26 protein-coding genes are annotated in these 23,467 nt (G+C 53.1%); 9 read left to right on the forward strand and 17 right to left on the reverse strand.

All coding sequences use genetic code 11. The features are described from left to right. The 5 genes from NP596_RS05700 to cutA all read right to left on the reverse strand — a co-directional run. A partial coding sequence (locus tag NP596_RS05700) for a DUF8684 domain-containing protein (RefSeq protein ID WP_504129789.1) occupies window positions 1-144 on the reverse strand: 144 nt, incomplete at its 3' end. After that, complete coding sequence (gene aroQ, locus NP596_RS05705) at window positions 134-595, reverse strand: type II 3-dehydroquinate dehydratase (RefSeq protein ID WP_256614315.1); 462 nt, start codon at window positions 593-595, stop codon at window positions 134-136. The genes aroQ and NP596_RS05700, both read right to left, overlap by 11 nt. Window positions 596-674: 79 nt before the next feature. Continuing rightward, the gene (locus NP596_RS05710) at window positions 675-1,223 is read right to left on the reverse strand and encodes a TlpA family protein disulfide reductase (protein WP_256614316.1); all 549 of its coding nucleotides are present in this window, start codon (window positions 1,221-1,223) and stop codon (window positions 675-677) included. Continuing rightward, window positions 1,220-3,439: a protein-disulfide reductase DsbD gene (locus NP596_RS05715; protein ID WP_256614317.1), complete on the reverse strand. Its 2,220-nt coding sequence runs from the start codon at window positions 3,437-3,439 to the stop codon at window positions 1,220-1,222. Before NP596_RS05715 ends, NP596_RS05710 begins: the two co-directional genes overlap by 4 nt. Beyond that, complete coding sequence (gene cutA / locus NP596_RS05720; RefSeq protein ID WP_256614318.1) at window positions 3,421-3,738, reverse strand: divalent-cation tolerance protein CutA; 318 nt, start codon at window positions 3,736-3,738, stop codon at window positions 3,421-3,423. The genes NP596_RS05715 and cutA overlap by 19 nt, the downstream gene beginning before the upstream one ends. Before the next feature lie 137 nt (window positions 3,739-3,875). Here cutA and NP596_RS05725 point away from each other — a divergent pair, with 137 nt between their 5' ends. Beyond that, on the forward strand, window positions 3,876-4,325 hold the full coding sequence (locus tag NP596_RS05725) for an FxsA family protein (protein ID WP_256614319.1): 450 nt from the start codon (window positions 3,876-3,878) through the stop codon (window positions 4,323-4,325). A gap of 49 nt (window positions 4,326-4,374) precedes the next feature. Here the strand turns inward: NP596_RS05725 and NP596_RS05730 are convergent, their stop codons facing one another. After that, on the reverse strand, window positions 4,375-4,650 hold the full coding sequence (locus tag NP596_RS05730; RefSeq protein WP_256614320.1) for a YgaP family membrane protein: 276 nt from the start codon (window positions 4,648-4,650) through the stop codon (window positions 4,375-4,377). Between the two features lie 105 nt (window positions 4,651-4,755). Here NP596_RS05730 and uvrD point away from each other — a divergent pair, with 105 nt between their 5' ends. From uvrD to NP596_RS05745, 3 genes are all read left to right on the forward strand, one after another. Then, complete coding sequence (uvrD, locus tag NP596_RS05735; protein ID WP_256614321.1) at window positions 4,756-6,924, forward strand: DNA helicase II; 2,169 nt, start codon at window positions 4,756-4,758, stop codon at window positions 6,922-6,924. 582 nt (window positions 6,925-7,506) lie between these two features. Then, a complete protein-coding gene (locus NP596_RS05740) occupies window positions 7,507-8,220 on the forward strand; it encodes a DUF5765 domain-containing protein (protein WP_256614322.1) in 714 nt (237 codons plus the stop codon). A gap of 8 nt (window positions 8,221-8,228) precedes the next feature. Further along, entirely contained in the window at window positions 8,229-8,708 is a 480-nt protein-coding gene (locus NP596_RS05745) for a glutathione peroxidase (RefSeq protein ID WP_256614323.1), read from the forward strand. A 118-nt stretch (window positions 8,709-8,826) separates the two neighbouring features. Here NP596_RS05745 and NP596_RS05750 read toward each other — a convergent pair whose 3' ends face one another. The 9 genes from NP596_RS05750 to nifH all read right to left on the reverse strand — a co-directional run bounded on the left by NP596_RS05750 (window position 8,827) and on the right by nifH (window position 16,310). Further along, window positions 8,827-9,213: a hypothetical protein gene (locus tag NP596_RS05750; protein ID WP_256614324.1), complete on the reverse strand. Its 387-nt coding sequence runs from the start codon at window positions 9,211-9,213 to the stop codon at window positions 8,827-8,829. A gap of 221 nt (window positions 9,214-9,434) precedes the next feature. Beyond that, window positions 9,435-10,397 carry a hypothetical protein gene (locus NP596_RS05755; protein WP_256614325.1) on the reverse strand — a complete coding sequence of 321 codons (963 nt, stop codon included), beginning with the start codon at window positions 10,395-10,397 and terminating at the stop codon, window positions 9,435-9,437. Then, the gene (locus NP596_RS05760; protein ID WP_256614326.1) at window positions 10,390-11,157 is read right to left on the reverse strand and encodes a 4Fe4S-binding leucine-rich repeat protein; all 768 of its coding nucleotides are present in this window, start codon (window positions 11,155-11,157) and stop codon (window positions 10,390-10,392) included. Before NP596_RS05760 ends, NP596_RS05755 begins: the two co-directional genes overlap by 8 nt. An 8-nt stretch (window positions 11,158-11,165) precedes the next feature. Further along, window positions 11,166-11,432, reverse strand: a complete 267-nt coding sequence (locus tag NP596_RS05765) for a DUF6129 family protein (RefSeq protein WP_256614327.1) — start codon at window positions 11,430-11,432, stop codon at window positions 11,166-11,168. Between the two features lie 73 nt (window positions 11,433-11,505). Then, window positions 11,506-11,706 carry a 4Fe-4S binding protein gene (locus NP596_RS05770; RefSeq protein ID WP_215582520.1) on the reverse strand — a complete coding sequence of 67 codons (201 nt, stop codon included), beginning with the start codon at window positions 11,704-11,706 and terminating at the stop codon, window positions 11,506-11,508. Between the two features lie 5 nt (window positions 11,707-11,711). Next, window positions 11,712-11,933, reverse strand: coding sequence for a putative nitrogen fixation protein NifT (gene nifT, locus NP596_RS05775; RefSeq protein WP_256614328.1), 222 nt, complete (start codon window positions 11,931-11,933; stop codon window positions 11,712-11,714). A gap of 118 nt (window positions 11,934-12,051) precedes the next feature. Continuing rightward, window positions 12,052-13,623 carry a nitrogenase molybdenum-iron protein subunit beta gene (nifK, locus tag NP596_RS05780; protein WP_256614329.1) on the reverse strand — a complete coding sequence of 524 codons (1,572 nt, stop codon included), beginning with the start codon at window positions 13,621-13,623 and terminating at the stop codon, window positions 12,052-12,054. 151 nt (window positions 13,624-13,774) lie between these two features. Next, window positions 13,775-15,256 (reverse strand): nitrogenase molybdenum-iron protein alpha chain, encoded by a 1,482-nt coding sequence (gene nifD / locus NP596_RS05785; RefSeq protein WP_256614330.1) that lies wholly within the window; start codon window positions 15,254-15,256, stop codon window positions 13,775-13,777. Between the two features lie 169 nt (window positions 15,257-15,425). Beyond that, window positions 15,426-16,310: a nitrogenase iron protein gene (gene nifH / locus NP596_RS05790; RefSeq protein WP_256614331.1), complete on the reverse strand. Its 885-nt coding sequence runs from the start codon at window positions 16,308-16,310 to the stop codon at window positions 15,426-15,428. 482 nt (window positions 16,311-16,792) lie between these two features. Here nifH and NP596_RS05795 point away from each other — a divergent pair, with 482 nt between their 5' ends. From NP596_RS05795 to NP596_RS05810, 4 genes are all read left to right on the forward strand, one after another. Then, entirely contained in the window at window positions 16,793-17,218 is a 426-nt protein-coding gene (locus tag NP596_RS05795) for an REP-associated tyrosine transposase (protein ID WP_256614332.1), read from the forward strand. Between the two features lie 121 nt (window positions 17,219-17,339). After that, window positions 17,340-18,125 carry a PhzF family phenazine biosynthesis protein gene (locus NP596_RS05800; protein WP_256614333.1) on the forward strand — a complete coding sequence of 262 codons (786 nt, stop codon included), beginning with the start codon at window positions 17,340-17,342 and terminating at the stop codon, window positions 18,123-18,125. Window positions 18,126-18,529: 404 nt separating this feature from the next. Then, the gene (locus NP596_RS05805; RefSeq protein WP_256614334.1) at window positions 18,530-18,940 is read left to right on the forward strand and encodes a DUF805 domain-containing protein; all 411 of its coding nucleotides are present in this window, start codon (window positions 18,530-18,532) and stop codon (window positions 18,938-18,940) included. A 44-nt stretch (window positions 18,941-18,984) separates the two neighbouring features. After that, window positions 18,985-19,644, forward strand: coding sequence for a pyridoxamine 5'-phosphate oxidase family protein (locus tag NP596_RS05810; protein WP_256614335.1), 660 nt, complete (start codon window positions 18,985-18,987; stop codon window positions 19,642-19,644). 234 nt (window positions 19,645-19,878) lie between these two features. On the opposite strand, the gene NP596_RS05815 is transcribed toward NP596_RS05810, so the two are convergent. Then, entirely contained in the window at window positions 19,879-20,805 is a 927-nt protein-coding gene (locus tag NP596_RS05815) for a PilZ domain-containing protein (protein WP_256614336.1), read from the reverse strand. Window positions 20,806-20,966: 161 nt separating this feature from the next. After that, entirely contained in the window at window positions 20,967-21,812 is an 846-nt protein-coding gene (locus tag NP596_RS05820; RefSeq protein WP_256614337.1) for an aldo/keto reductase family protein, read from the reverse strand. Window positions 21,813-22,026: 214 nt separating this feature from the next. Between NP596_RS05820 and nifE the strand changes: the two genes are divergently transcribed. Further along, complete coding sequence (nifE, locus tag NP596_RS05825) at window positions 22,027-23,466, forward strand: nitrogenase iron-molybdenum cofactor biosynthesis protein NifE (RefSeq protein ID WP_256614338.1); 1,440 nt, start codon at window positions 22,027-22,029, stop codon at window positions 23,464-23,466. Window position 23,467: the final 1 nt, after the last annotated feature.

Consider the following 23,467-nt stretch of genomic DNA (forward strand, 5'->3'; position numbering starts at 1 on the left):
GGCGACAGGCGCGGCATATTGAACTGGCGCCGCGGCTGAATAACGGCTGATTCTGACCGACTCCTCTCCCTCGCTAATTTCAATCTCAGCAATATCGGATTCCTCGATAAGATCGATGAGTTTTTTTATTTTTCTAATATCCATTGTTCTGAGTTCTCTCTTGTAATATCTGATGAGCGGCTTGTAAAGCCAGTTCGTAACCGCGGGCTCCCAGGCCACAGATAACGCCTACGGCGATATCCGAGAAATAAGAATGTCGCCTGAAAGCTTCGCGGGCATGCACATTGGACAAATGTACTTCAATGAATGCAATCTTGGTGGCCAGCAGGGCATCGCGTATCGCCACGCTGGTATGCGTAAATGCCGCCGGATTGATAAGGATGAAATCGACACCTCGGCCATAGGCCAAGTGGATTTGCTCGATGATCTCGAACTCGGCATTGCTTTGAAAAAACTCCAAATCATGGCCGAGTGTCGCGGCTAGCTGTTCGAGACTGTTTTGAATATCCCGCAAGGTTTTATTGCCGTATAAACCCGGCTCCCGCACGCCTAACAGATTCAAATTGGGGCCGTTGAGAACGGTAATAGTCGCCATGCAATTATTAAACGGTCAAGAATTTTGAAGGGGGGAATTCTGCCTAATTTGTAGGTTTTTGTCCAGATAAACCCGCATTTTATAGCGATTTATCGGCTATTTGGTTTTCGGCCGCCAACAGCGGCTCCACGGCGCGCAAAAACTGCTCCTTGGTCAGTTCGCCCGGCTGGCGATGCACGATTCGGCCTTGTCGATCGACGATAACGGTAAACGGGACCGCGTTAATAATATTACCCAGTTGATGCGCCAAAGCGCCGCCCTCATCGCCGGCGATCAGGATCGGATAATTGACGGCAATGCGTTGCAAGTATTCGGCAACGGACGCTTGATCGTCCAGGGCGATACCGACAAACTGCAGGTTTTTAGTCCGATACGTATCTTGCCATTGGATAAATTCCGGAATTTCCTTTAAACAAGGCGGGCACCAAGTGGCCCAAAAATTGACGACCAAAATTTTGCCCCGCCATTGGGCCGCGTCTTGCTCCTGCCCATTCGTATCCGGAAAACGGAATTGCAGCGCCGGACTCGCCGCTTCGGCGGCAACCTCCGGTCGAGTTTGCCGGTGCGATAAAATACCGGCGGCCAAACACAGCGCCGCCACCAGCACAATCATTATCGTGGTTTTCATAATTGCTTTAAGGTGTTGACGAAAGTAGCGGCATCCTGATAACCGATCACCCGTTTATTGCCGCGTTCCTGCCCGGCGGGGTCGAAAAACACGATGCCGGGCGGACCGACCAGATTAAAGCGTTGCAGCAAGGCTTTATCGTCGGCGTTGTTTTCGGTGACGTTGGCCTGAATCAGCACGAAATCCTTCAGCTGTTGTTTAACTTGCGCATCGGTGAAAGTATAGGCCTCCATTTCCTTGCAGGACACGCACCAGTCGGCATAAAAATCCAGCATCACCCACTGCTGCTTGGCTTTTGCTTGTTGCAAGGTTTGCTCCAACTCGGCGATGCTGCGTACCCGTTGAAAACGAATACCGGTTTTAGCCGGCGTTTCGCCGCCGACCGCCAAACCCGCCAAGGGCTGCAAGGGGTTGGTGTTGCCCGCGCTCAAACCGATCAACTGCATCGCGCCGAACAGCAACATCATCAAGCCCAGACCTTTCCATAATTTCTTCCAACCGGAAGCCGGCCGCGGCAACGGCTCGACGGCGTTTAAATAAATCGACGGAACGATCAGCAGCATCGCCGACAACAGCATGGTGACGGCCGCAGGCAAAATCCGCGACAGCATCCACACCGCCACTGCCAGCATGATGACGCCGAACACCGCCTTGGTGGCGTTCATCCATTCGCCGGCCCTGGGCAGCAACTTGCCGGCGGAAGCGCCGACCAGCAACAGCGGCAGCCCCATGCCCAGCCCCATGGCGAATAGCGCCGAACCGCCCAACACCACATCGCCGGTCTGGCCGATATAAATCAAGGCCGCCGCCAACGGCGCCGCCACGCAAGGCCCGACGATCAAGGACGATAATGCACCCATGATGCCGGCTCCCCAATAGGAGCCGTCCCGGTGCCGGTCGCTGGAACGATGCAGCTTCGATTGCAACGCCGAAGGCAACTGCAACTCGTAGAAACCGAACATCGACAACGACAGCAACACAAACAGCCCGGCAAAAGTAGCCACCACCCAGGGTTCCTGAAAAGCGGCCTGCAAATTACTGCCGAACAAGGCCGCCAGGATACCGAAGACGGTGTACATCAAAGCCGACGCCAATACAAAACAGGCGGACAGCAGAAAGGCCTTGCGGGTGCCGATTTGGTGGCCGTGGCCGACGATGATGCCCGACAAAATCGGAATCATCGGGAATACGCACGGCGTCAGCGACAATAACAGCCCAAAGCCGAAGAAACTGATCAAGGTCAAGGCCAGACTGTCGCTTTTCAAGGCATCGACGATCCGGTCCTGCTCCGATAGCGTGTCATTCGATTCGGCGATGGAAAGCGGGGCTAATGTTTGAGCGGCCGGCAACTGCAAAACCACTTTGCCGGTCATCGGCGGATAACACACCCCCCTGTCCGCGCAACCTTGAAATTTTGCGGTCAATTCCACGCTTTCCGCCGCCAGCGATTGCCGTTGCAACGGCACATCCAGGCTCAATTCATTGCGATAAATTTCGACTTGGCCGAATTCTTCGTCCAGATGGGTTTCGCCCGCCGGCAACGGCAACTTGGCCAATTGGCTCCGGCTCGGCGCGTCCAGCTGCAGGCCCAGCTTGTGCTTATACAGATAATAGCCGTCCGCGATCAACCAGCTGACATGCACGGTATGCGCGTCCTTAACGGTAGCGAAAAATTGAAACGCCTGCTCGGGCGGCAACAATTCGTCCGTTGACAAGCTGGAAGTGAGTTTTTTCAAACCGCCGAAAAATTGATTGACCGCATTGGCCGGCTCGGCCGCCATGGCGGCCGGCAACGCCACGCCGATGCGTTTCTTTTGCGGCGGATAACACACCCCGATGTCCGCGCAGCCCTGATATTTCACCGACAATTCAACCCTCGGCAGATTATTGGGATTGACGATAGGCACGGTCAGTTTGAGACGGTCGCGGTAAACGCTGGTGTCGCCGAAAACCGCATCGTGTTCCAGGGCGCCTTCCGGCATTTGCAGAGCGCCTATTCGAATCTCCGCTGATTCGGATTCGACTTTGGTCTTGTCGCGGTACAGGTGATAACCCGGCTCGATTTGCCATTCCAGCTCAAGCTGTTGCCGGGACTGTCCAACAGCCGTTAATTTAAAAACCTGGTCGGGCGGTAAAATATCCTCGCTGTTTAACGCCCGGGCCGGCTGGAACACCAGCGATAACAAGCAAAACAAAATCAGTTGGTAGGCAGGCATGAGTCTATCCATTTCAAATACTCGGCGGAGCCGCGTTCAATCGCGACCGCAATGATTTCAGGGAGTTGATAAGGGTGTAGGGTTTTAATGGCGGCTTCGATGGCATCGTAACGGGCCGGTGGACTTTTGATCAGCAGCAAATGTTCCTGCGCGATTTCGATTTGCCCCTGCCATTCGTAAACGGAAAGCACGCCCGGCAAAATATTCACGCAGGCGGCCAATTTTTCGGCGATTAAACGTCCGGCAATGCTTTCGGCGGTTTCCCTGTCCGGACAGGTACAATAAATCAAATGATGCATGTTGCTATTATCCCTCAAAACCCTGGGAATATTTAAGCGAAGCGGCCGGCCCTATCGCTTAACAGGCGTAAACGAAGATGACATGCCTATAAATCGGTTAAACTGTCGGCTTAAGATACCCATTTAGCCATCCATTCATGAAAGCCATACGCATACTGTTTCTGTTTTTTTTGGTCGTTCCCTTCGTGGAAATTTACCTACTTTTGCAAGTTGGCGGCCTGATCGGCGCGTTTCCGACTATTTTCCTGGTGGTATTTACCGCCGCGTTGGGCGCCTGGCTGTTGCGCCGCCAAGGTTTCGCCACCTGGCAGCGTTTTCAGAACAATCTGGCCCAAGGCGCGATTCCCGCGTACGAAATGATAGAAGGCCCGATTTTACTGGTCGGAGGCGCCTTGCTGCTGACGCCGGGATTTTTTACCGACGCGCTGGGCTTTGCCTGCCTGATTCCGGCCCTGCGCCGTAAATTTGCCCAATACGTCATAGAAAATCATTTATTGGTTACCGGAGCCGGCGGCATATTCACGCAACCCGGCCGCCCCGCCGCGGACGTCATTGAAGGGGAATACAGAAAAGAAGATAGCGATTAAAATTCGGCCATCCGGATTGCTCATATAAAAATCCGGACGGCCGAACGGTTTATTGAGCGTCGTTTTCGGATTCGGTCTCGGCCGCCGCTGGGGCCTCGGCCGCTACCTCGCCGGCTTCCAGGCTATTTTTACCGAAGCCGGAATAAGCAGGGCACCAGCCGAAATAACTGGTGGCCACCAACACCAAGCCGACCAGCAGCAATATGACGCTGGCGGTAAATAAAGACACGGCCAACAACGCCACGCCCGCATACAAGCGAATTTTCTTATCTTTTGCGCCGACGTTGTGTTCAAACTTAATCATGCGTTTATAATCGAAACTCATTTCCAACCCTCTCTGTGTACTATTGTTTTTATTATCCTGACTTAAGGCTTTCCTTTATATAGAGCCCGCAAATATACACAGCTGATTGAAATCTGCAAACAAAAAATGGATGTCTCCTCAATTATTGCCCCATTAAACGACGCTCAGCGTCTGGCCGTTTCCGCCCCGGAACAAGCCATGCTGGTGCTGGCCGGGGCCGGCAGCGGCAAGACCCGGGTACTGGTGCACCGCATCGCCTGGCACATTAAAATCAATCATTTATCGCCTCAACATATTCTGGCGGTGACATTCACCAACAAGGCCGCCAACGAAATGCGCGGCCGGGTGGAAGAGTTATTGAATATTTCCGCGCGCTCCATGTGGATAGGCACCTTTCACGGCCTGGCCCACCGCTTGCTGCGCCAGCACGCCAAGCAAGCCAAGCTGCCGGATAACTTTCAGGTCATGGACAGCGACGACCAACTGCGCATCGTCAAACGCTTGTTGAAAGCCATGAACATCGACGACGGCAAATGGCCGCCCAAGCAGGTGCAATGGTTCATCAATGCGCAAAAGGAAGAAGGCATCCGCGCCCGCCACATGGCCGAAAGCGGCGATTTCTATCAGCGGCAAATGCTGGCGGCGTACAAAGCCTACGAAGAACTCTGCGACCGCTCCGGCTTAGTGGATTTTGCCGAACTCCTACTGCGCGCTCATGAATTGCTGCGCGACAACGCCGATTTGCTGAGCTTTTACCGGCAGCGTTTTCAACAAGTGCATGTCGACGAGTTTCAGGACACCAACACCATTCAATACGCTTGGCTGCGGCTGTTGACCGAGGGCAACAACAATCTGTTCGTGGTCGGCGACGACGACCAATCGATTTACGGCTGGCGCGGCGCCAAAATCGAAAATATCTTTGCCTTCCAAAAACATTATCCCGGCCACCAAGTGGTGCGGTTGGAGCAAAATTACCGTTCCACCGGGCATATTTTAAAGGCCGCCAACACCCTGATCGCCAACAACGACGCCCGCATGGGCAAGGAGCTCTGGACCGAGTCCGGCGAAGGCCACATGATTTCTTTGTATTCGGCCTTCAACGAGCAGGACGAAGCCTACTTCGTGGTGGAAAAAATCCGCCAATGGATCAAGGACGGCGGTTTGCGTAGCGACGCGGCGATTTTGTACCGTTCCAACGCCCAGTCCCGCCAATTCGAAGAACGTTTAATGACCACCGGCACCCCGTACCGGGTATACGGCGGCCTGCGTTTTTTCGAACGCATGGAAATCAAAAACGCCCTCGCCTATCTGCGCCTGGCCAGCCATCACGATGACGACGCTTCCTTCGAGCGGGTGGTCAACACCCCGACGCGCGGCATCGGTGCCAAAACACTGGACGACATGCGACTGCTGGCGCGCGAGCAAAGCCTGTCCTTGTGGCAAGCCTCGGAAAAAATGCTGGCGGAAAATCGTTTGCCGCCGCGTGCCGGCACGGCTTTGAATGCTTTCATGCAATTGATCCTGCAACTCGGCGCGGATACGCAGGATTTGGCCTTGTACGAAACCGTCAAACGGGTCGTGGAAAAAAGCGGCCTGATCGAGCTGTATAAAAAGGAAAAACAGGACAAGGGCGAAACCCGGGTGGAAAACCTGGAGGAACTGGTCAACGCTGCCCGTTTATTCGATTACGACAACCAAAACGACGAAAACCTTAGCGAGCTGGATATGTTCCTGACCCACGCCGCGCTGGAAGCCGGCGACATGCAGGCCGATGCGGATGAAGACTGCGTACAGCTGATGACCCTGCATTCGGCCAAGGGCCTGGAATTCAAATTGGTGTTCATGGTGGGCATGGAAGAAGGCTTGTTCCCTTCTCAACAAGCCACCGACGACGCCGGCCGCCTGCAGGAAGAACGCCGCCTGTGTTATGTCGGCATCACCCGCGCCAGGGAACAGCTTTACCTGACCCACGCCGAATCGCGCCGACTGTACGGCAAGGACAACTACCCCAGCCCATCGCGGTTTTTGCGGGAAATTCCGCCGGAAACCCTGCAGGAAATCCGCATGCGCGCCAATATCAGCCGCCCGGTTGCCGGCAGCGGCGCCAGCCTGGGCAGCTTGAATGCAAAATCCGGCAAGTACCGCATGGGGCAATCCGTTCGGCATGAAAAATTCGGCGAAGGCGTGGTACTGCAAACCGAAGGCGACGGCGACCAGGAACGCGTGCAAATCAATTTCCGCAACGCCGGCATCAAATGGCTGATGCTGGCTTATGCAAAGTTGGAGATTGTTTAGAGCTTGCGAGCGCCGACTGGGTTTGACCAATCGGCGCTAGTGAATCCCGCCGCTATGTGCGGGCGGACTCCTTGACAGCGAGGCTTCACCGGCACCGCATTCTTTGGCGCCGGACTACCGGGCGATGGCAAACGTGCGGTGACGTCCGTAAAAGAGGGTACGCAGTGCGTAGCCTACGACTGCCCGGAAACGCTGCCGGCATCAATGGCGTCAATTACCGATCGACAAACCCATTTCCAGCGCTTGCTCCCGGTCGGCGAAAATGGCCACGGTTGTCATGCGCGTAAAACCCCAGCGGGCGGTAACAGGCTTTGCTGCCGGCCGACGCATATAAAATGATTTTTCCGCGCCCTTGGGGAAACGCTATCCATGTGCTAACGATGGCTTTGCCGATAGCCGGCTTAAAATCCCACATTAATCCGCTGCGTTTTGTGCCGGGCCCGCGGATAGTTTGTTAGAATCCCCACTGTAATAAACCGTCGACTCAGGCTGTACCTCGGTTTTTAGAGATTCTGTTCAACCCGGCGGCGCGGTTTTCATCAGGTTTTATCGGCGCGCCGCCATTAGCCATACGGATAAGCTATGTGTTTTAGTGCAAACATGTCCTTGGGACTCGGTATCATCGGCCTTGCCGCTTCCAGCGTCACTTTTCTGGATAAAGACGAAGCATTCTGGGTGCGGGCCGCGCGCGCCTATGCCATTTTTCATTTTTCGTTGATGGAACTGATTCAATATTTTGCCTACCCGGTGGCCGACCAGTGCGGCTACGGCGCCAATTTATTCCTCAGCGAACTCTCCACCTACCATATCGCCCTGCAGGCTTTTGCCATCATGCCGGCGCTGGCTACCTATTCCAGCGACAAATATGCCCTTAAAAAAGCCACTACGCTGGGCATCGGCATGAGTTCGTTTTTTCTGGTTTGTACCTTTCTGCCTAAGGAATGGCAGTTGTTCGGCCTGCGGCCCAATTTTATCGGCGATATGGTGGCCTGCTTGTACATGGGCATTTATCACATCGGCTACGCCATACCCGCCGCCTTCGGCACCCTGGTCACGCACGGTTCGTTATTTGCGCTGGCATTCAGCGGTTTTCTGTGGAAAAACAACCGCAGAATTGCCTCTTACCATTGCTTCATGGCCTTGATGACCTTGTTTATGCCGCAATGGCTGTTGGGCGTTTCCACCGGCGAAGCGGCGGCGATTTACTGTTTTTACTCGATTCCCATTACCGCCAGTTTCATGCCTTACTTCAAGAACTTTTTCCGCACCCCGATCGACGAAGCGCAAACCGCTTAAGGCTTAGTATGGACAGCATATATTCTTTCCAAGCCAGGCTTATCGACGGTGAAAGCATATCCCTGGACACCTTCAAGGGCCAATTATTGTTGATCGTCAATACCGCCAGCCGTTGCGGCTTTACCCCGCAATATCAGGGCTTGGAGAGTTTGTATCAGACATTCAAGGACCAAGATTTTACGGTGCTGGGCTTCCCCTGCAACCAATTCGGCCAGCAGGAACCCGGCGACGGCGCGGAAATCTCGGACTTTTGCGCAACCAACTTCGGCGTCGGCTTTCCGTTGTTCGAAAAAATAGAGGTCAACGGCCAACATGCCCATCCCTTGTTTCAGTATCTAAAAGCCGCCGCGCCCGGCGTGCTGAGCACTAAAGCCGTCAAATGGAATTTCACCAAATTTCTGGTCGGCCGCGACGGCAAAGTGATCAAACGCTATCCGCCCATGGCTACGCCGGAATCGATCCGCAAGGACATACAGCGCTATTTGTGAATGGCGGCAACGGTTTTTATGAGCGAACAGGTTTCGCCGTAGTGATACGGGCTAACTATTTTTCAGTTTAGCGACGCTCGGAATGCCGAAGGTATCGCCCCCGGCATTCCCGGCTATTTCATTTATCCGTCAGCGGCAGTACATTCACCTCGCCTTTAGCCTGATGCCGGTCATAACTATGGATAGCCTGGCCGTAAGCGGTGTCGACATACTCGACATTCCATGGCACAACCGTTTCATTACCGGCATGGGCATAACTATGAATGGCCGGTCCATAAGCCTGACTGACATAGATCAGTTCCGGTTTAACGGACACTTTTCCGGTTATGCTGCTTTCGTAACTGTAAATACTGGGACCGGCCGCCCGGGATTGGTAAATCAGGTTCGCGTTTTGCCCTTGGCTGGTTTTTTCGGCCGCTCCGGCATTAACCGGGGCAAAACCAACAATTATCGCGACCGCGGCAATGGATAAATATGCCGATGTTTTTATGTTTTGCGTGTTCATCGCAACTCTCCTCTTGGTCTTGTTATATGCGCTAATTAAGATTAACCGCATATAATAAAGTTCAAGAAAAAGGCGATATTCGATAGAGGCGCACTGCCGCATGGCGGCGCTCAACTCTGTTGCGCAAATATTTCGGACGGGGACCGATACGCTCCCAGGGCCGGTATGAGCAAGGCTGCCTTGCTGCGCACATGCAAACAAACCGGCTCGGCCGAGTTGGCTTAAACGTTATACGGACTGGCGATCCAGTCCCTTAACACCGCCTCGTCGCGCTGCCCCAAGTAGGCGAAGTCGCCGGCGATATCTCGATAGACCGCTTCGGCGCAATGGGTGGAGACATGCTTGCCTTTGAGCATGTAAAAAAACCAGGCGAAAGGATAACCCGCCTGCCGATCGAAGCGGTTAAGCAAATTGCTGAGCGCACTGCCCTTTTTGCCGGAAAAATCTTCCAGGTGCGGCAAAATGTAATGCTGGGTGTTAATGATTTCCACGTTGACGATCTGCTCGCCGAAGCGGCCGGTATGCTGATAGGGGCGAATGATCCATTCGTCGGACAAGCGTTTTTTCAGGCCGGCGCTGCTTCTGTTCCAGTCGTCCATGAAGCGCTGCACCGGGTGTTCGCCGCGGTGGCGTTCGTTGATGACTTCCATGAACAGTTTGACGTCGGTTTTGCGCCGATAGGTGTAGCGCGAATGGCCGAAGCCGAAACTTTCGATGCAAAACGGCTGCAAGGGGTCGATAAACTCTTCCAAATCTTCCGGCGGCTGCATGGCGTTTACCAGCATGCGATCGGACACTTCGTGGGTTTTGTCGATTTCGATCAAAGTAAACTCTTCCGCCCGATCGCCGGTTTGCACCACGAAATACAGGGTTTTGCCGGTTTGCTTGGTGGCGATCAGTTGTTGTTCGACGGTGTAATCGATCAAGGTTTGCAGATTTTGCCCGCATTCCAGATAGGTGCGCTCCACCCATTCGATCAGATCGTTGGCAATCCGCTTGCCGTCCATACCGACTACCCCGCCCAGGCGATACCATTCTTCGCCGGTCAGGGCCAGTTGGATGGGGTAATCGGGCACCAGGCTTTGCAGTTGGCGCAACAATAAATCTTCGGTTTGGCCGGGAATGATTTTTTTACAGCATTCGGTAATGTCTTGTCCGGCAAGCACTAAACGAGATTCAGTCATGTTCGGAATCCGGGGCGTTGGTTGAATGAAGAAGACGCCGCTGCACCACTTCGCGCACGTCGGGTTCGGGATCGTCGATTAATACGGCGAGGCTTTTGGGATCGACTTTCAAGGCGGCCGTATAGCGCACCACCCAGTCCTTATCGCCAAGCAGCGCCACCGCATCTTCGGGCGGCAAACGCTCGGCGACGATACGCCGGACGTCGGCGGACGGGTCGTCGACCATCAACCCCAAGCTCACCTCCGGCAGACGCCCGGCCACGATTTTGCGCACCTGCACATCGTCGTCCTTGATAAAACGGAACAGCCGCCCCGCCGGCAAGCGCTTGGCCACCATCAGGCGCACTATGTAATCCGGATCGTTGGCCAAGGCTTCCAGGTGTTCCGGATCGATACGGTCGGCCACGGTCATGCGCACTTCCCGGTCCGGATCGTTGATCAAATGCAGCAATTGCGAGGACGGCAGGCGATAGGCTACCGCCCGCCTCACCACTTCGTCTTCGTCGTTAATCAGGGGATGCAAGGCTTTTTGCGGCGCGTAGCGCACGGCGATGGCGCGCCGCTCCCAAAATTTGTCTTGCAAATATAAAACGGCATAGGCCGGGTTGACGCGGAAGAAACGGTCGATTTGACGGCCGCTGGCGACAAACACGCACGTATCTCCGGGCATGCACCGGCCCATCAGCAAGGTTTTATTTCGGAAAGGGCACAGGCTGCAATCGGCCAGCGGCGGCGAAACGGATTCGATGGGCTCAACCATGGACCAACCTAGTCTTCGATGATTTCGGCGATCACAATGCCTGTCGCATGCTCATAGTTGTTGGTCAGGCACAGGCAATGATCCCGGCCGTCGACCAGATAAAGATTAAAACCTTCGCCTTCCAGCACCGGCGCTTGCGTGGGTATGTCGTCTTCCATGCAGTAAGTAAAATGGATACCGGGATATTCGCTCCTGAGCGCCGATACCACCGTTTCGCTCAAGGCCTGGGTACGGATGGCGGAGGCAATGCGTTGCACTTGTTCCGAGCTGATCATGACGATGCGTCCTTAAGACTTGGAGGAGAGAATTGGGCGAAACAGGCGGCGGCCCGTTTCGCGCCGCCGTTAATCAAGCCACCAACGGTAATATGCAATTATCGATGGGGCAAACTTTCACACATTGCGGCACGTCGTAATCGCCGTTGCATTCGGTGCAGGTTTTCTTACTGATCTCGAAAACCACCGCCCCTTCCTTGATCGAGTCGGTCGGGCAAACGGGTTTACAATCGCCGCAGGAAATACATTCTTCGGCAACGATATATAAGGCCATGGCGGTTACCCCTCGGCTAAACGTTTCGCTTGCAGGGTGGTAGGAATCTTGGGCGCGGGCTCCATGGGCTCGAAGTAATACTTGGAACCGTCGCCTAATACCACTTCCCCGCCCCATTTTTCCGGGCTATCGAATTCAATCGTTTCGATGGTTTCTTCCAAATCTTTTTTGGCGACGTAGAACAGCAATTTACCGTCTTCGCGTTTTCTGAGCATGACGCTGGGCATCGGGATTCTCCAGACAAGTGTAGGTCGGGTTAGGCGTTTAGCCGTAACCCGACGCGTAGGCTTTGAAATGTCGGGTTACGCTTCGCTTTTATGCCCGAAGGGTAAACCCGACCTACATTTAACGAATCAAATCGTAGTTGTAGTCGGTGGTTCCCATACCTTTGGTTTCCTTATCCAACTGTTCCAACAAGGCGTTGACTATGGTGGTCAGCATATACATACCGCCTTCGTAACCCAGAGTAGTCATCCGGTGCAGATGGTGACGATCGAAGATGGGGAAACCGATACGGATCAACGGCACTTCGAACTCTTCGCCTTTGTAGAAGGTGTCGCGTTGGATAAATTTGCCGTAGGAGTTGCCGATCATGAAGTCCGGTTTATTGGTGAACATCAAGGAACGGAAGTGCCACAAATCCTTGCCGATATGTACGGTAGCGCTTTGGCCGTAAGGAGAGGCTTTCAACACTTCTTCAACGGCTTTTTTATAACGTTTGTTCGCGTGGTTGACTAACACATCGGTGACTTCCGCGCCCATTTCCAACAGGAATTTAGTCATACCCAAAGCGAAGTCGGCGTCGCCGTACAAGGCAAATTTTTTGCCGTGCAGCCAAGCGTGGGAGTCGGTCATCATGTCGACATAACGGCCGCGTTCGACTTCCAGCGATTTTGGAATAGGTTTGCCGGTCAATTCGGAAATTTTCATCAGGAACTGGTCGGTCCACTCCAGGCCCATCGGAATGTTCAGCTTAGGCGCGTCGTGTTTCCAGGTGTTTTCGACGAATTTTTTGGTTTTTTCCAATTGCCAAGGTTGCAGTAATACGGTGGTAATCGCGTTAGGCGCATCCTTAACTTCATCGATAGTCGTGCCGCCGGCATACATGTTGAAATGACCGTCGGCCGGGGTATCCAGCACTTCGGTAGGATCGCTCAACAAGGTATGTTCGACACCCATTTCGTTCAACATCCGGTGAATAACGCGGAAGTTGCCCAAATAGGTTTCAAAGCCGGGAACCAAGTTGATTTTGCCGTTGGAACCTACTTCCTTGCCTTCCATGTAGTTCAGCGTGAAGTAACGGGCAATACCTTCGAACATATTGTCCCAACCGGTGGTATGGCTACCGACGAAGCTTGGGGTATGCGCGAACGGAACGGGATAATCCTGATCGATATGGCCTTCTTTTTTGGCGTTGTTGATGAACGCGTTCAAGTCGTCGCCGATCACTTCCGCCATACAAGTGGTCGATACCGCGATCATGGTGGGTTTGTACAAGGCTTTGGCGTTTTCCAAACCGGCAAACATGTTTTTCTGTCCGCCGAATACCGCCGCGTCTTCGGTCATGGAATCGGAAACGCAAGAGATAGGCTCTTTAAAATGACGGTTGAAGTAAGTGCGGAAGTAAGCCACGCAACCTTGCGAACCGTGCACGTAAGGCATGGTTTTTTCGAAACCCAGCGCGCAAAGCACCGCGCCCAGAGGTTGGCAGGCTTTAGCGGGATTGACGGTAATCGCTTCGCGTTGAAAGTTCAGTTCTTGGTATTCCTGGGTGGTGGTCCATTGGAATACTTCATCTATGGTTTCTTGCGGATGACGTTCTTCGTATTCCGCACGCTTGTTAGCCAGATTTTCCTTGTACTCGTCGGTTCTGAATAAAGGATAGCTGGGTTGAATATTGTCGACTTGTTGGCTCATGATAATCTCCTAACGCGCCACTAATCTGTGGACCGGCGTTGAATGGATTGTGCCGGGACTGTAATCCCGACCGATATTTGACCCCTGTAGGGTGGGCAAACTTGCCCACCTGTCCGGGAATTAAGGCGGGCAAATTTGCCCGCCCTACGGATTACGCAACCGCTTTAACCGGTTCGCTCTCGGTAGCCTCGGTTTTCCAAGGCGCTTTAAAGCTTTTCCAGCAAGGGTTGTTAATGGTCATGTCCATATCGCGGGCAAAAATGGCAAAGCCGTCATAGCCGTGGTAAGGACCGGAATAATCCCAGGAGTGCATTTGACGGAACGGCACGCCCATTTTTTGGAAAATATATTTTTCCTTAATACCGGAACCGACCAAATCGGGCTGCACTTTTTTGACGAACTCTTCGAATTCGTAGCCGGTGACGTCGTCGTACAGCAGGGTTGCGTTGCCCATTTCCTTGATGGTACGGTCGTAATCGTCGTTGTGACCGAACTCGTAACCGGTACCGACCACTTCCATGCCCAAATCCTCATAGGCACCGATGACGTGGCGCGGACGCAAGCCGCCGATGTACAACATCACGCGTTTGCCTTCCAGGCGGGGCTTGTATTTAGCGATAACCGCATCGTATTCCGCTTTGTAACGGGCGATAACGCGTTCGGCGCCTTCCTTGATGGTGTCGTCGAAATGCTCGGCGATTCTGCGCAACGATTCGGCGATTTTGGTCGGGCCGAAGAAGTTGTATTCGATCCAGGGGATGGAATATTTTTCTTCCATGTGGCGGGCGATGTAGTTCATCGAACGGTAGCAGTGAATCAGGTTCAATTTCACTTTCGGGGTTTTTTCGATCTCGGCAATGGTGCCGTCGCCGGACCATTGGGCGACCACGCGCAAACCCATTTCTTCCAACAAGGTACGCGATGCCCAGGCGTCGCCGCCGATGTTGTAGTCGCCGATCACGGCCACGTCGTAAGGCGTGGTCGGAAAGCTGTCGTCGCCGTCGCGGTTTTCCAATACCCAGTCGCGAATCGCGTCGTTGGCGATATGGTGGCCCAAGGATTGCGATACGCCGCGGAAACCTTCGCAACGCACAGGCACGATGGTTTTACCGTGTTCCTTGTGTTTGACTTTGGAAACCGCTTCGATGTCGTCGCCGATCAAACCGATCGGGCACTCGGATTGAATCGAGATACCTTTGTTCAGCGGGAACAAGGTTTCGATTTCGTCGATGCACTTGGCCAGCTTTTTGTCGCCGCCGAAAACGATGTCTTTCTCGGTAAAATCCGAGGTAAAGTTCATGGTACCGAAGGTGTTGACGCCCGTGGTACCTACATAATAGTTACGGCGGCCGGCGCGGGAATATTGTCCGCAACCGACAGGGCCGTGGGAAATATGGATCATGTCCTTGATAGGACCCCAAACCACCCCTTTGGAACCGGCATACGCACAACCGCGAATGGTCATCACGCCCGGTAGGGATTTACGGTTGGAGGTAATACATTTATTCGATTTTTCCAAACTTTGATCGTTAATGGCCAAGTGTTTGGCGCGATCTTTTTTAGCTTTTTCGGGATAGACTTCCAGCACTTCTTGAATAAGCGCTTCGGTCTCTTCTCTTGTCATGGCAGCCATGATGTCATCCTCCAGCGGCCGTGGGTAATCTCCCAACTGACCTCGATTAGGAACTATAAAATGTAGGTTGGGTTAGGCGCCAGCCGTAACCCAACACGTTGGCTATGCAATGTTGGGTTGGGTTACGCTTCGCTTTTATGCCCGAAGGGTAAACCCAACCCGCACAGTGTTACGCAGTCGCTTCGGCGGCGGCGGTGATACCGACAACGCTTTCGTCGACTTCTTCCATAACGCCGAATTCCATCAACAGGTCTTCCAGTTCGTCCATGGTGATTGGAGTTGGAATCACCAGGTTGGTGTTGTTGATGATTTTGTTGGCCAGATCGCGGTACTCTTGCGCTTGTTTAGCTTCTGGTTCGTACTCGATTACGGTCATACGGCGAATTTCAGCGCGTTGTACAACGTTGTCGCGCGGTACGAAATGAATCATATGAGTGCCCATTTTTCTGGCCAATTCCATGATCAGTTCGTCTTCGCGAGCGGTTTGACGCGAGTTGCAGATCAAACCGGCCAAACGCACGCCGCCTGAGTTGGCATATTTCACGATACCTTTGGCGATGTTGTTGGCTGCGTACATAGCCATCATTTCGCCCGAGCAAACGATATAAATTTCTTGCGCTTTGTTTTCGCGAATCGGCATCGCGAAACCGCCGCATACAACGTCACCCAATACATCGTAGAACACGAAGTCCAGGTTTTCGTCGTAAGCGCCTTCTTCTTCCAGGAAGTTGATGGCAGTAATAACACCACGGCCGGCGCAACCGACTCCAGGCTCAGGACCGCCGGATTCAACGCATTTAATGTCGCGGTAACCCACTTTCAATACGTCTTCCAATTCCAAATCTTCAACGCTACCCGCATCGGCCGCCATTTGCATGATGGAGTTTTGCGCTTTTGCGTGTAGAATTAAACGCGTGGAGTCGGCTTTAGGGTCGCAACCGACGATCATTACTTTTTTGCCCAGCTCAGCCAAGCCGGCAACCAGATTTTGAGTAGTGGTCGATTTACCGATACCACCTTTACCGTAAATAGCACATTGACGTAATTTCGCCATGATCTTCTCCTCTTGTAAGACTTGTAGTGAATGACAACAGGGATATTGCAATGGCCGTGCCAACGCGAAAAATAATTACAAGCTATTGATTTTTTTATATTTAATACAAAACAACCTACAGACCGCCCTAGTGACATAACCAACAAATTGTTTGTCGATGTTATGTAACCAACAGAAAAAATAAGGTTTTGACCCGCAAGAAGAATATCCGGTCAGAAAAATAGCCGGCCTGCTGCATGTGCCGCATATCGGCTTTATTATGGCTAGAAACCGGGTTAACCCAAGCTAAATTGTAGAACTTCCAACTTGAGCAGACACGCCCCAAGGCACCATTGAGATGTCTTACATTGACGTGCGCATAACGATCCATAGGAGACAACCGACAGGGGTTATCCAATGACCGACCGGGGTGAGCCAATTGCCGACAGTAGGATGGGTAGAGCGAAGCGAAACCCATCAATCGAAGCGCCGATAAACCCGATATGACAGAATATCGCCGACATCGCCTCAAAGGCGGTTGTTATTTTTTCACCGTCAATTTGGCGGAACGAAACCGGACTTTGCTGACCGATAGGATTGAACTGCTTAGCGAATCTTTTCGAAACGTAAAAGAACAACACCCGTTTAATATCGACGCGATTGTTGTGTTACCGGAACATCTCCATACCATTTGGACTTTGCCGGAAGGTGACGATGATTTTAGTTGTCGCTGGCGGCTCATTAAGACCCACTTTACTAAACAGGTCGAAAAAGGCGAACGAATTTCCAAAAGTCGTGAACGCAAACAGGAACGCGGTATTTACCCAACGGGCACAAGTGGCAAAGACGGTTTTGGGAGCATCGAATTTGAAACGAGGACGACTTCGTCAAGCATGTCGACTATATTCATTACAATCCATTGTTTTTGATGGGTTTCGGCTAGCGCCTCTACCCATCCTACCAGCTGCTTTACACCCAGAAGCCGACGATGCAGAATGGTTGGCCGAGTTTGAAAACTACCTCGCTAGCCAGTACATCAGGAACTAAACAATGAGACTCAAGCAATATCAGGTTGATGCATTTGCCACACGTGTTTTCGAGGGTAACCCGGCAGCCGTGTGTCCGTTGGACCATTGGCTGGACGATAGCCTGCTCCAGGCGATTGCCAATGAAAATAATCTTTCCGAAACCGCTTTTTTCGTCCCTTCCGAAAATGGTTTTCATCTTCGATGGTTTACACCTATTGCTGAAGTCGACCTCTGCGGGCACGCTACACTAGCCGCAGCGCATGTTCTTTTTGACATTCTTGGTTACACCGGAAAGCAGATTACTTTTCAAACCAAGAGCGGAGAACTGGTTGTCGAGTCAAAAGACGGACTGTTGACGATGGATTTTCCTGCGCGACCACCGGTAATGAAGTCCATTCCCGATGCTTTGGCTGTCGGACTAGGCCGTCCACCTCTCGAAGTCTGGGCAGCAAACGATTACATCGCTGTTTTTGAGGATGAAGACACCTTACACTCTATCAGTCCGGATTTCGCCAAGCTACAGGAGTTGGACCTGCGCGGAGTTATTGTTACCGCGCCGGGCACAGATGTTGATTTTGTAAGCCGTTTCTTCGCACCAAAAATTGGAATACCCGAGGACCCAGTAACGGGTGCTGCCCACTGCGAACTGACACCTTACTGGGCGCAGCGGCTAGGGAAGACTTCCTTCGAGGCGAGACAGGTTTCACCGAGAGGCGGGAGACTCTCATGCAAACTACAGGGCAACCGTGTGATTCTCTCCGGAAAGGCCGTCATTTTCATGATTGGCGAAATCGACTTGGGTGATTAGGACGCGAGGCTAAAATGCCGTAATCCGACAGAGAGCAGTCAGATGTTCTGACGAAACTGAGCGGCTGCTACTGACCAAACCAAGATATTCAAACCCGCAAAATGCGGTGAGGCGTAATCCGGGCGTCAATAGGCGAAGCCGTATTGCGCCGCATATTTGCCTTCGATTATTCGATACACTACGCTATCGCTAATTCACCCGAGGGCTTGTGGCTTAGCCGTTAAATAAGCGGCAAGGAATTGAAGCAATGACGGCCAAAACGCCTAAATCGAAACCATCTTTTGCTCCGGCATCGGGCGAAAAACCGCTCTCCAGGCTGTCGGCGTTTTATGCCGCTTCCGATACGCATGTCGGGCGAGTCAAGCTATTCGGATTCGATTATTATCTACGCGTTGGCACCAACCATGCCGCGCCATAGCCGTTCCAGCTTTTGGGTATTGGGCATTTTAACCGCCGTAAATGCCGCCGGCCTGTTGCTTTACGGCTTGCATCTTTCGACCGGTAGCGGTGGCGGCGGCGAGAGTTCCGTGCCGGTCGTCATCGTGCTGGCGGCCTTGTGTTTTTTGGTATTTCTATATACCGCCGTCAACAGAGGCCGCGATCTGGGCTGGTCCGGCTGGCTCACTGCCGTTGCCCTCGGCATGGGCCCAATCGCCCCGCTGCTGATTATTTATTTGGCCTGCGCCAGGGGCGAACCCGCGGCCAATCGTTATGGCCCACCCCCGCCGCCAGCGTCGGCCGCGCAGTGGTTCCGGACATTATTTTTCATTATCTGTAGCTGGTTCGTGCTGGCCATTACCGCCCGCACGCTCTAGCAAAACGCCATACCAACCCAAAATAACAACATCGCGGAGGCAAAATGAACCCACTTTACGGATCGCAACACAGGCTGCTGCAACAAGAGTTCGAAACCACAGCCTTGGCCGACAGGGTTGAGGAATTGATCGTGTTACCGGAAGTGAGCGCCGAACATAAAGCGTTTATCGAAAGCCGTGACATGTTCTTTCTGACCACCGTCGACCATCGCGGCTACCCCACCTGCTCTTACAAAGGCGGGTCGCCGGGTTTTTTAAAAGTGCTGGACGAGAAAACCCTGGCCTTTCCAAGTTACGACGGCAACGGCATGTTTCTGTCGCTGGGTAATATTCAGGCCAATAACAAAATCGGCATGCTGCTGATCGATTTCGAAACGCCGCACCGGGTCAGAATACACGGCACCGCCGGCATCGATAAACAAGACCCGCTAACCGGCGAATTCCCCGGCGCTTCCTTGATCGTGCGGGTGGCCGTCACGGAAATTTTCGTGAATTGTCCGCGTTATATTCACAAATACCAGCAAGTAGAAACTTCAAAATATACACCGCAAGCCGGCTTCGAAACGCCGTTGACCCCGCAATGGAAACGCATAGACGCCATACAGGACGTGTTGCCCGCGCAAGAACGGGCCCGTGTGCGACAACAGGGGGGCACTATTACGCCGGAACAATACGGCGAACTGGTGATGAAAGGCGAGGCTTAACGGCCAAACTCGAACCTGATTGGCAAGATGCTTCAGCCGGTTCCCCACGCGCCTCTTAAATCGATAGGGGGAGGGAAAGCCGAAATCCAGCTTGCAAGGATAGCTCGAAGCTCGCCATCCATGGCACTGGACGCCCGGTTTCTTGGAGGTAGCCGATGAAGCTTTCTAATCAGGAACTCGAACCGGCCGCTTGCCGATGGCGATTGGGTGAACGGCGGGTGAAAATCCTGTAGTTTACAGCCCGAACGCCAGATAACAGCCGATCACGGTAACGCTTAAACCGATCAGTTTAAGCTTATCCAACCCGCTTTTCTCGCGCCAGTAATAAAGCATGCCGGCTTTTTTGCGCGCCAAAAAGGCCGCCGACTGTTGGCTAAACCGTTTAATGGCGAACCAACTTTGGCGCACCAATAGCAACATCACAACAAACTCTATAGCCTGCTGCACGTAAAAACCGGCAATATCCGTAATCCTTGGCGTGGTATGAAATAAATAAGGTATTAAATGCTTCAGGCCCAAACCCAAATAATCGGAAGCCAGAAACCACAGGTCTAAAATAGCATCGGTCAGATAGTCGCTCAGCTCTATTAAAAGTCCTACCGCCTCTTCCGGCATCAAAAATACCGCCGTTAACAAACTCAGTAATATGCCGTAGCCGATCAATTGGTATTTTCTGCGCTTGGCAACGATGTTATCGAGTAATGCGCGATCCGCCGCCGCTAAATTGACGAACCGGGCGCCGACTAAATGGGGATACTGATCGATTTCATAGGGATTGCTGGGTTTGCAATACACCACTTTGCAGCAGGTCATTACGGCCGTCATGCTGGATAACAGCAATATCCTGATCATCAAATAATCGCCGGCCTTAAGCGGCTCCCGGCAGGTAAAGGCGATACCGCTGGAACTGATATTGACATTGAGCGTGTCGTTTTCCCGGCTTTGCGAACCCGGCAGCGAGTTATCGATAGCCGGATTTTCATCCCCCCGGGTAACGGATTCCGCGGCTTGACTGCCTGAATAATCGGTAAAAAGCGTATCGAAATCGGCTTTGGCCGCATTAACCCGTTGCGTATCTATTTTGCGATAGAAAAGATTTACCTGTTCGTAAATCCGAAAATCAAGCCTACGATTGGTTTTTTTATTGTTTAGCTCAAGCATATATTCAATGAATATTATAAAAAGACACTGCAAACCCGGCTAAGTATGGGCGCGTTGCGTTTTAATGCAAAAAACGAGTTTTAATTTTTTAATACCCTCTGAAAGTTTAGTTTCGCTTACGCTTGTTGCAAGCCAATTTAATGCGGCGCAAGCCGAAAACCCTAGCCCAGCAGACGCTCCACGCCGGCACAGTCATCCTGCGTCAACTCGAACTCGAAAATCGCCAAATCTTCCCGCATATGTTGCGCGGAGGTGGTACCCGTTAAAGGCACTACGCCGACCTGCGTCAAGTAGCGAAACAAGATTTGCGCCGGGGTGCGCCGGTAGCGGTCCGCCAATGCAGCAATCACAGCATTTGCTAATATTCCCGGATTAGCGGTCAATGTCCAGAAGCTTTGATAAATAACGCCATGTGCTCGGCAAAATTTGCGCAACTCGGTATCGTAATGGCTGTCGGCGTAAAAACGGTTTTGCAGCACGGCGGGTTTGACGGTGGCGGTCTCGTACAAGGACTTAAACAGCGCCGGGTCGTAGCAGTTACTGATACCCAGCTGCCGGGCGCCGCCGGACAACACGATATGTTCCATTGCCCGCCAGACCGTCATGAGCTCCTGTTTATCCGCCAGCGGCGAATGCAATACCAAACCGTCCAGATAATCGGTGCGTAAATTGTCCCGCGACTTTTGAAAGGACTGCGACACTTGCCGGTCGAGCGCCGCCCGCGGATCGTAAGGAACTTGCAACGGATCCTGCCCGCTCAAGGGAGTGAATTTGGTTTGCAGATAAATCTGCTCGCGTCCCAGACCCAATTCGAACGCGGCGTGTAAAGCTTCGCCCACGCCGGGCTCGTAATAATGTTTGGGCTGGCAGGCGGTATCGATACCCCGAAAGCCTTGCGCCAAGGCCAGCGCGACCCATTCGGCGGTCCGCTCCTTTTTCCATGCCGTACCGTAAATAAGGCGCGGCATGGCCACGCCGGCCGAACTGATTACTACGTCATCTTGCATAAGACCTCCTAATAATTTGGCCATCATAGTAACCGAGATTAGGTTTGTCGGCGGATTGTCGATTTTTGTGTTCTTAATGTCGTCATTCCAGCCTATGGCAAGGCCTTTGTAGCATTTACTACAAAGCCTTGCTAAAACAAAGCTAATAAAGTCAATACCTTAAACACTGGCATACCCGTTGCTTTGTTATAAACAAAAAGCGAGGTGTGATGCCATGAAATCGACCAAAGACATTGCCGAATTGCTGGACGAACCGGCTTGCGAGCATAACAAGAAGGAAAAGTCCGGCTGCGCCAAACCCAAACCGGGTTCGGCGGCGGGCGGTTGCGCCTTCGACGGCGCGCAAATCGCGCTGTTGCCCATCGCAGACGTGGCGCATATCGTCCACGGCCCGATTGCCTGTGCCGGCAGTTCCTGGGACAACCGCGGCACCCGTTCTTCCGGTTCGGAATTGTACCGAATCGGCATGACCACAGACCTTACCGAACAAGACGTGGTAATGGGCCGCAGCGAAAAGCGCCTGTTTCACGCCATCAAACAAGCCATCGAAACCTATAACCCGCCGGCGGTGTTCATTTACAACACCTGCGTACCGGCCTTGGTGGGCGACGATATCAATGCCACCTGCAAATCCGCCGCCGAACGCTGGGGCGTGCCGGTAGTACCCATCGATTGCGCCGGTTTTTACGGCACCAAGAATCTGGGTAACCGCATCGCCGGCGACGCCATGGTCAATCATGTGATCGGCACCCGCGACCCCGACCCGTTGCCTCTTGGCACAGAGCGACCCGGCATCAAGGTACACGACGTCAATCTGGTCGGCGAATACAACATCGCCGGCGAATTCTGGCACGTGCTGCCGCTGCTGGACGAAATGGGCCTGCGCGTGCTGTGTACCCTGTCAGGCGACGCCCGCTTCCGCGAAGTGCAAACCATGCACAAAGCCGAAGTGAATATGATGGTCTGCTCCAAAGCCATGGTCAACGTGGCCCGCAAGCTGCAACAAAGCTACGGCACCCCCTGGTTCGAAGGCAGTTTCTACGGCATCACCGACACCAGCCAGGCTCTGCGCGATTTCGCCAGGGTGATCAACGACCCTGACTTAATCGAACGCACCGAAGCTATTATTGCCCGCGAGGAAAACCGCATCCGCGAAGCCCTGGCACCCTGGAAAGAGCGGTTGAAAGGCAAGCGCGTGCTGTTGTTTACCGGCGGCGTGAAAAGCTGGTCGGTGATTTCCGCCTTACAGGATTTAGGGATGGTGGTAGTCGCCACCGGCACCAAAAAATCCACCGAGGAAGACAAAGCCCGTATCCGCGAACTGATGGGCGAAGAGACCTTGATGATAGAAGACGGCAGCCCTAAAGCCTTGCTGAAAGTAGTCGCCGATTATAAAGCCGACATTCTGATCGCCGGCGGCCGCAATATGTACACCGCGTTGAAGGCGCGCATTCCGTTCCTGGACATTAACCAAGAGCGTGAGTTCGGTTACGAAGGCTACCAAGGCATGCTGGAGCTGGTTAGGCAATTAGCATTAACATTGGAAAGCCCGGTTTGGGAAGCGGTTCGGGCCACGCCGCCCTGGCGCGTGGGCGGCCTGAAAAAATCGGATACCGCAGTCGAGCAAGAGCCGCTGTCGGCTCGGGCGGCTTGAA

The sequence above is a fragment of the Methylomonas rivi genome (assembly GCF_024505165.1).
Taxonomy (GTDB): Bacteria; Pseudomonadota; Gammaproteobacteria; order Methylococcales; family Methylomonadaceae; genus Methylomonas; species Methylomonas rivi.

What these genes read in the sequence shown, in the direction of transcription:
- aroQ (WP_256614315.1), bottom strand. Translation starts at nt 595, where the DNA reads ATGGCGACTATTACCGTTCTCAACGGCCCCAATTTGAATCTGTTAGGC.
- NP596_RS05710 (WP_256614316.1), bottom strand. Translation starts at nt 1,223, where the DNA reads ATGAAAACCACGATAATGATTGTGCTGGTGGCGGCGCTGTGTTTGGCC.
- NP596_RS05715 (WP_256614317.1), bottom strand. Translation starts at nt 3,439, where the DNA reads ATGCCTGCCTACCAACTGATTTTGTTTTGCTTGTTATCGCTGGTGTTC.
- cutA (WP_256614318.1), bottom strand. Translation starts at nt 3,738, where the DNA reads ATGCATCATTTGATTTATTGTACCTGTCCGGACAGGGAAACCGCCGAA.
- NP596_RS05725 (WP_256614319.1), top strand. Translation starts at nt 3,876, where the DNA reads ATGAAAGCCATACGCATACTGTTTCTGTTTTTTTTGGTCGTTCCCTTC.
- NP596_RS05730 (WP_256614320.1), bottom strand. Translation starts at nt 4,650, where the DNA reads ATGAGTTTCGATTATAAACGCATGATTAAGTTTGAACACAACGTCGGC.
- uvrD (WP_256614321.1), top strand. Translation starts at nt 4,756, where the DNA reads ATGGATGTCTCCTCAATTATTGCCCCATTAAACGACGCTCAGCGTCTG.
- NP596_RS05740 (WP_256614322.1), top strand. Translation starts at nt 7,507, where the DNA reads ATGTGTTTTAGTGCAAACATGTCCTTGGGACTCGGTATCATCGGCCTT.
- NP596_RS05745 (WP_256614323.1), top strand. Translation starts at nt 8,229, where the DNA reads ATGGACAGCATATATTCTTTCCAAGCCAGGCTTATCGACGGTGAAAGC.
- NP596_RS05750 (WP_256614324.1), bottom strand. Translation starts at nt 9,213, where the DNA reads ATGAACACGCAAAACATAAAAACATCGGCATATTTATCCATTGCCGCG.
- NP596_RS05755 (WP_256614325.1), bottom strand. Translation starts at nt 10,397, where the DNA reads ATGACTGAATCTCGTTTAGTGCTTGCCGGACAAGACATTACCGAATGC.
- NP596_RS05760 (WP_256614326.1), bottom strand. Translation starts at nt 11,157, where the DNA reads ATGGTTGAGCCCATCGAATCCGTTTCGCCGCCGCTGGCCGATTGCAGC.
- NP596_RS05765 (WP_256614327.1), bottom strand. Translation starts at nt 11,432, where the DNA reads ATGATCAGCTCGGAACAAGTGCAACGCATTGCCTCCGCCATCCGTACC.
- NP596_RS05770 (WP_215582520.1), bottom strand. Translation starts at nt 11,706, where the DNA reads ATGGCCTTATATATCGTTGCCGAAGAATGTATTTCCTGCGGCGATTGT.
- nifT (WP_256614328.1), bottom strand. Translation starts at nt 11,933, where the DNA reads ATGCCCAGCGTCATGCTCAGAAAACGCGAAGACGGTAAATTGCTGTTC.
- nifK (WP_256614329.1), bottom strand. Translation starts at nt 13,623, where the DNA reads ATGAGCCAACAAGTCGACAATATTCAACCCAGCTATCCTTTATTCAGA.
- nifD (WP_256614330.1), bottom strand. Translation starts at nt 15,256, where the DNA reads ATGGCTGCCATGACAAGAGAAGAGACCGAAGCGCTTATTCAAGAAGTG.
- nifH (WP_256614331.1), bottom strand. Translation starts at nt 16,310, where the DNA reads ATGGCGAAATTACGTCAATGTGCTATTTACGGTAAAGGTGGTATCGGT.
- NP596_RS05795 (WP_256614332.1), top strand. Translation starts at nt 16,793, where the DNA reads ATGACAGAATATCGCCGACATCGCCTCAAAGGCGGTTGTTATTTTTTC.
- NP596_RS05800 (WP_256614333.1), top strand. Translation starts at nt 17,340, where the DNA reads ATGAGACTCAAGCAATATCAGGTTGATGCATTTGCCACACGTGTTTTC.
- NP596_RS05805 (WP_256614334.1), top strand. Translation starts at nt 18,530, where the DNA reads ATGCCGCGCCATAGCCGTTCCAGCTTTTGGGTATTGGGCATTTTAACC.
- NP596_RS05810 (WP_256614335.1), top strand. Translation starts at nt 18,985, where the DNA reads ATGAACCCACTTTACGGATCGCAACACAGGCTGCTGCAACAAGAGTTC.
- NP596_RS05815 (WP_256614336.1), bottom strand. Translation starts at nt 20,805, where the DNA reads ATGCTTGAGCTAAACAATAAAAAAACCAATCGTAGGCTTGATTTTCGG.
- NP596_RS05820 (WP_256614337.1), bottom strand. Translation starts at nt 21,812, where the DNA reads ATGCAAGATGACGTAGTAATCAGTTCGGCCGGCGTGGCCATGCCGCGC.
- nifE (WP_256614338.1), top strand. Translation starts at nt 22,027, where the DNA reads ATGAAATCGACCAAAGACATTGCCGAATTGCTGGACGAACCGGCTTGC.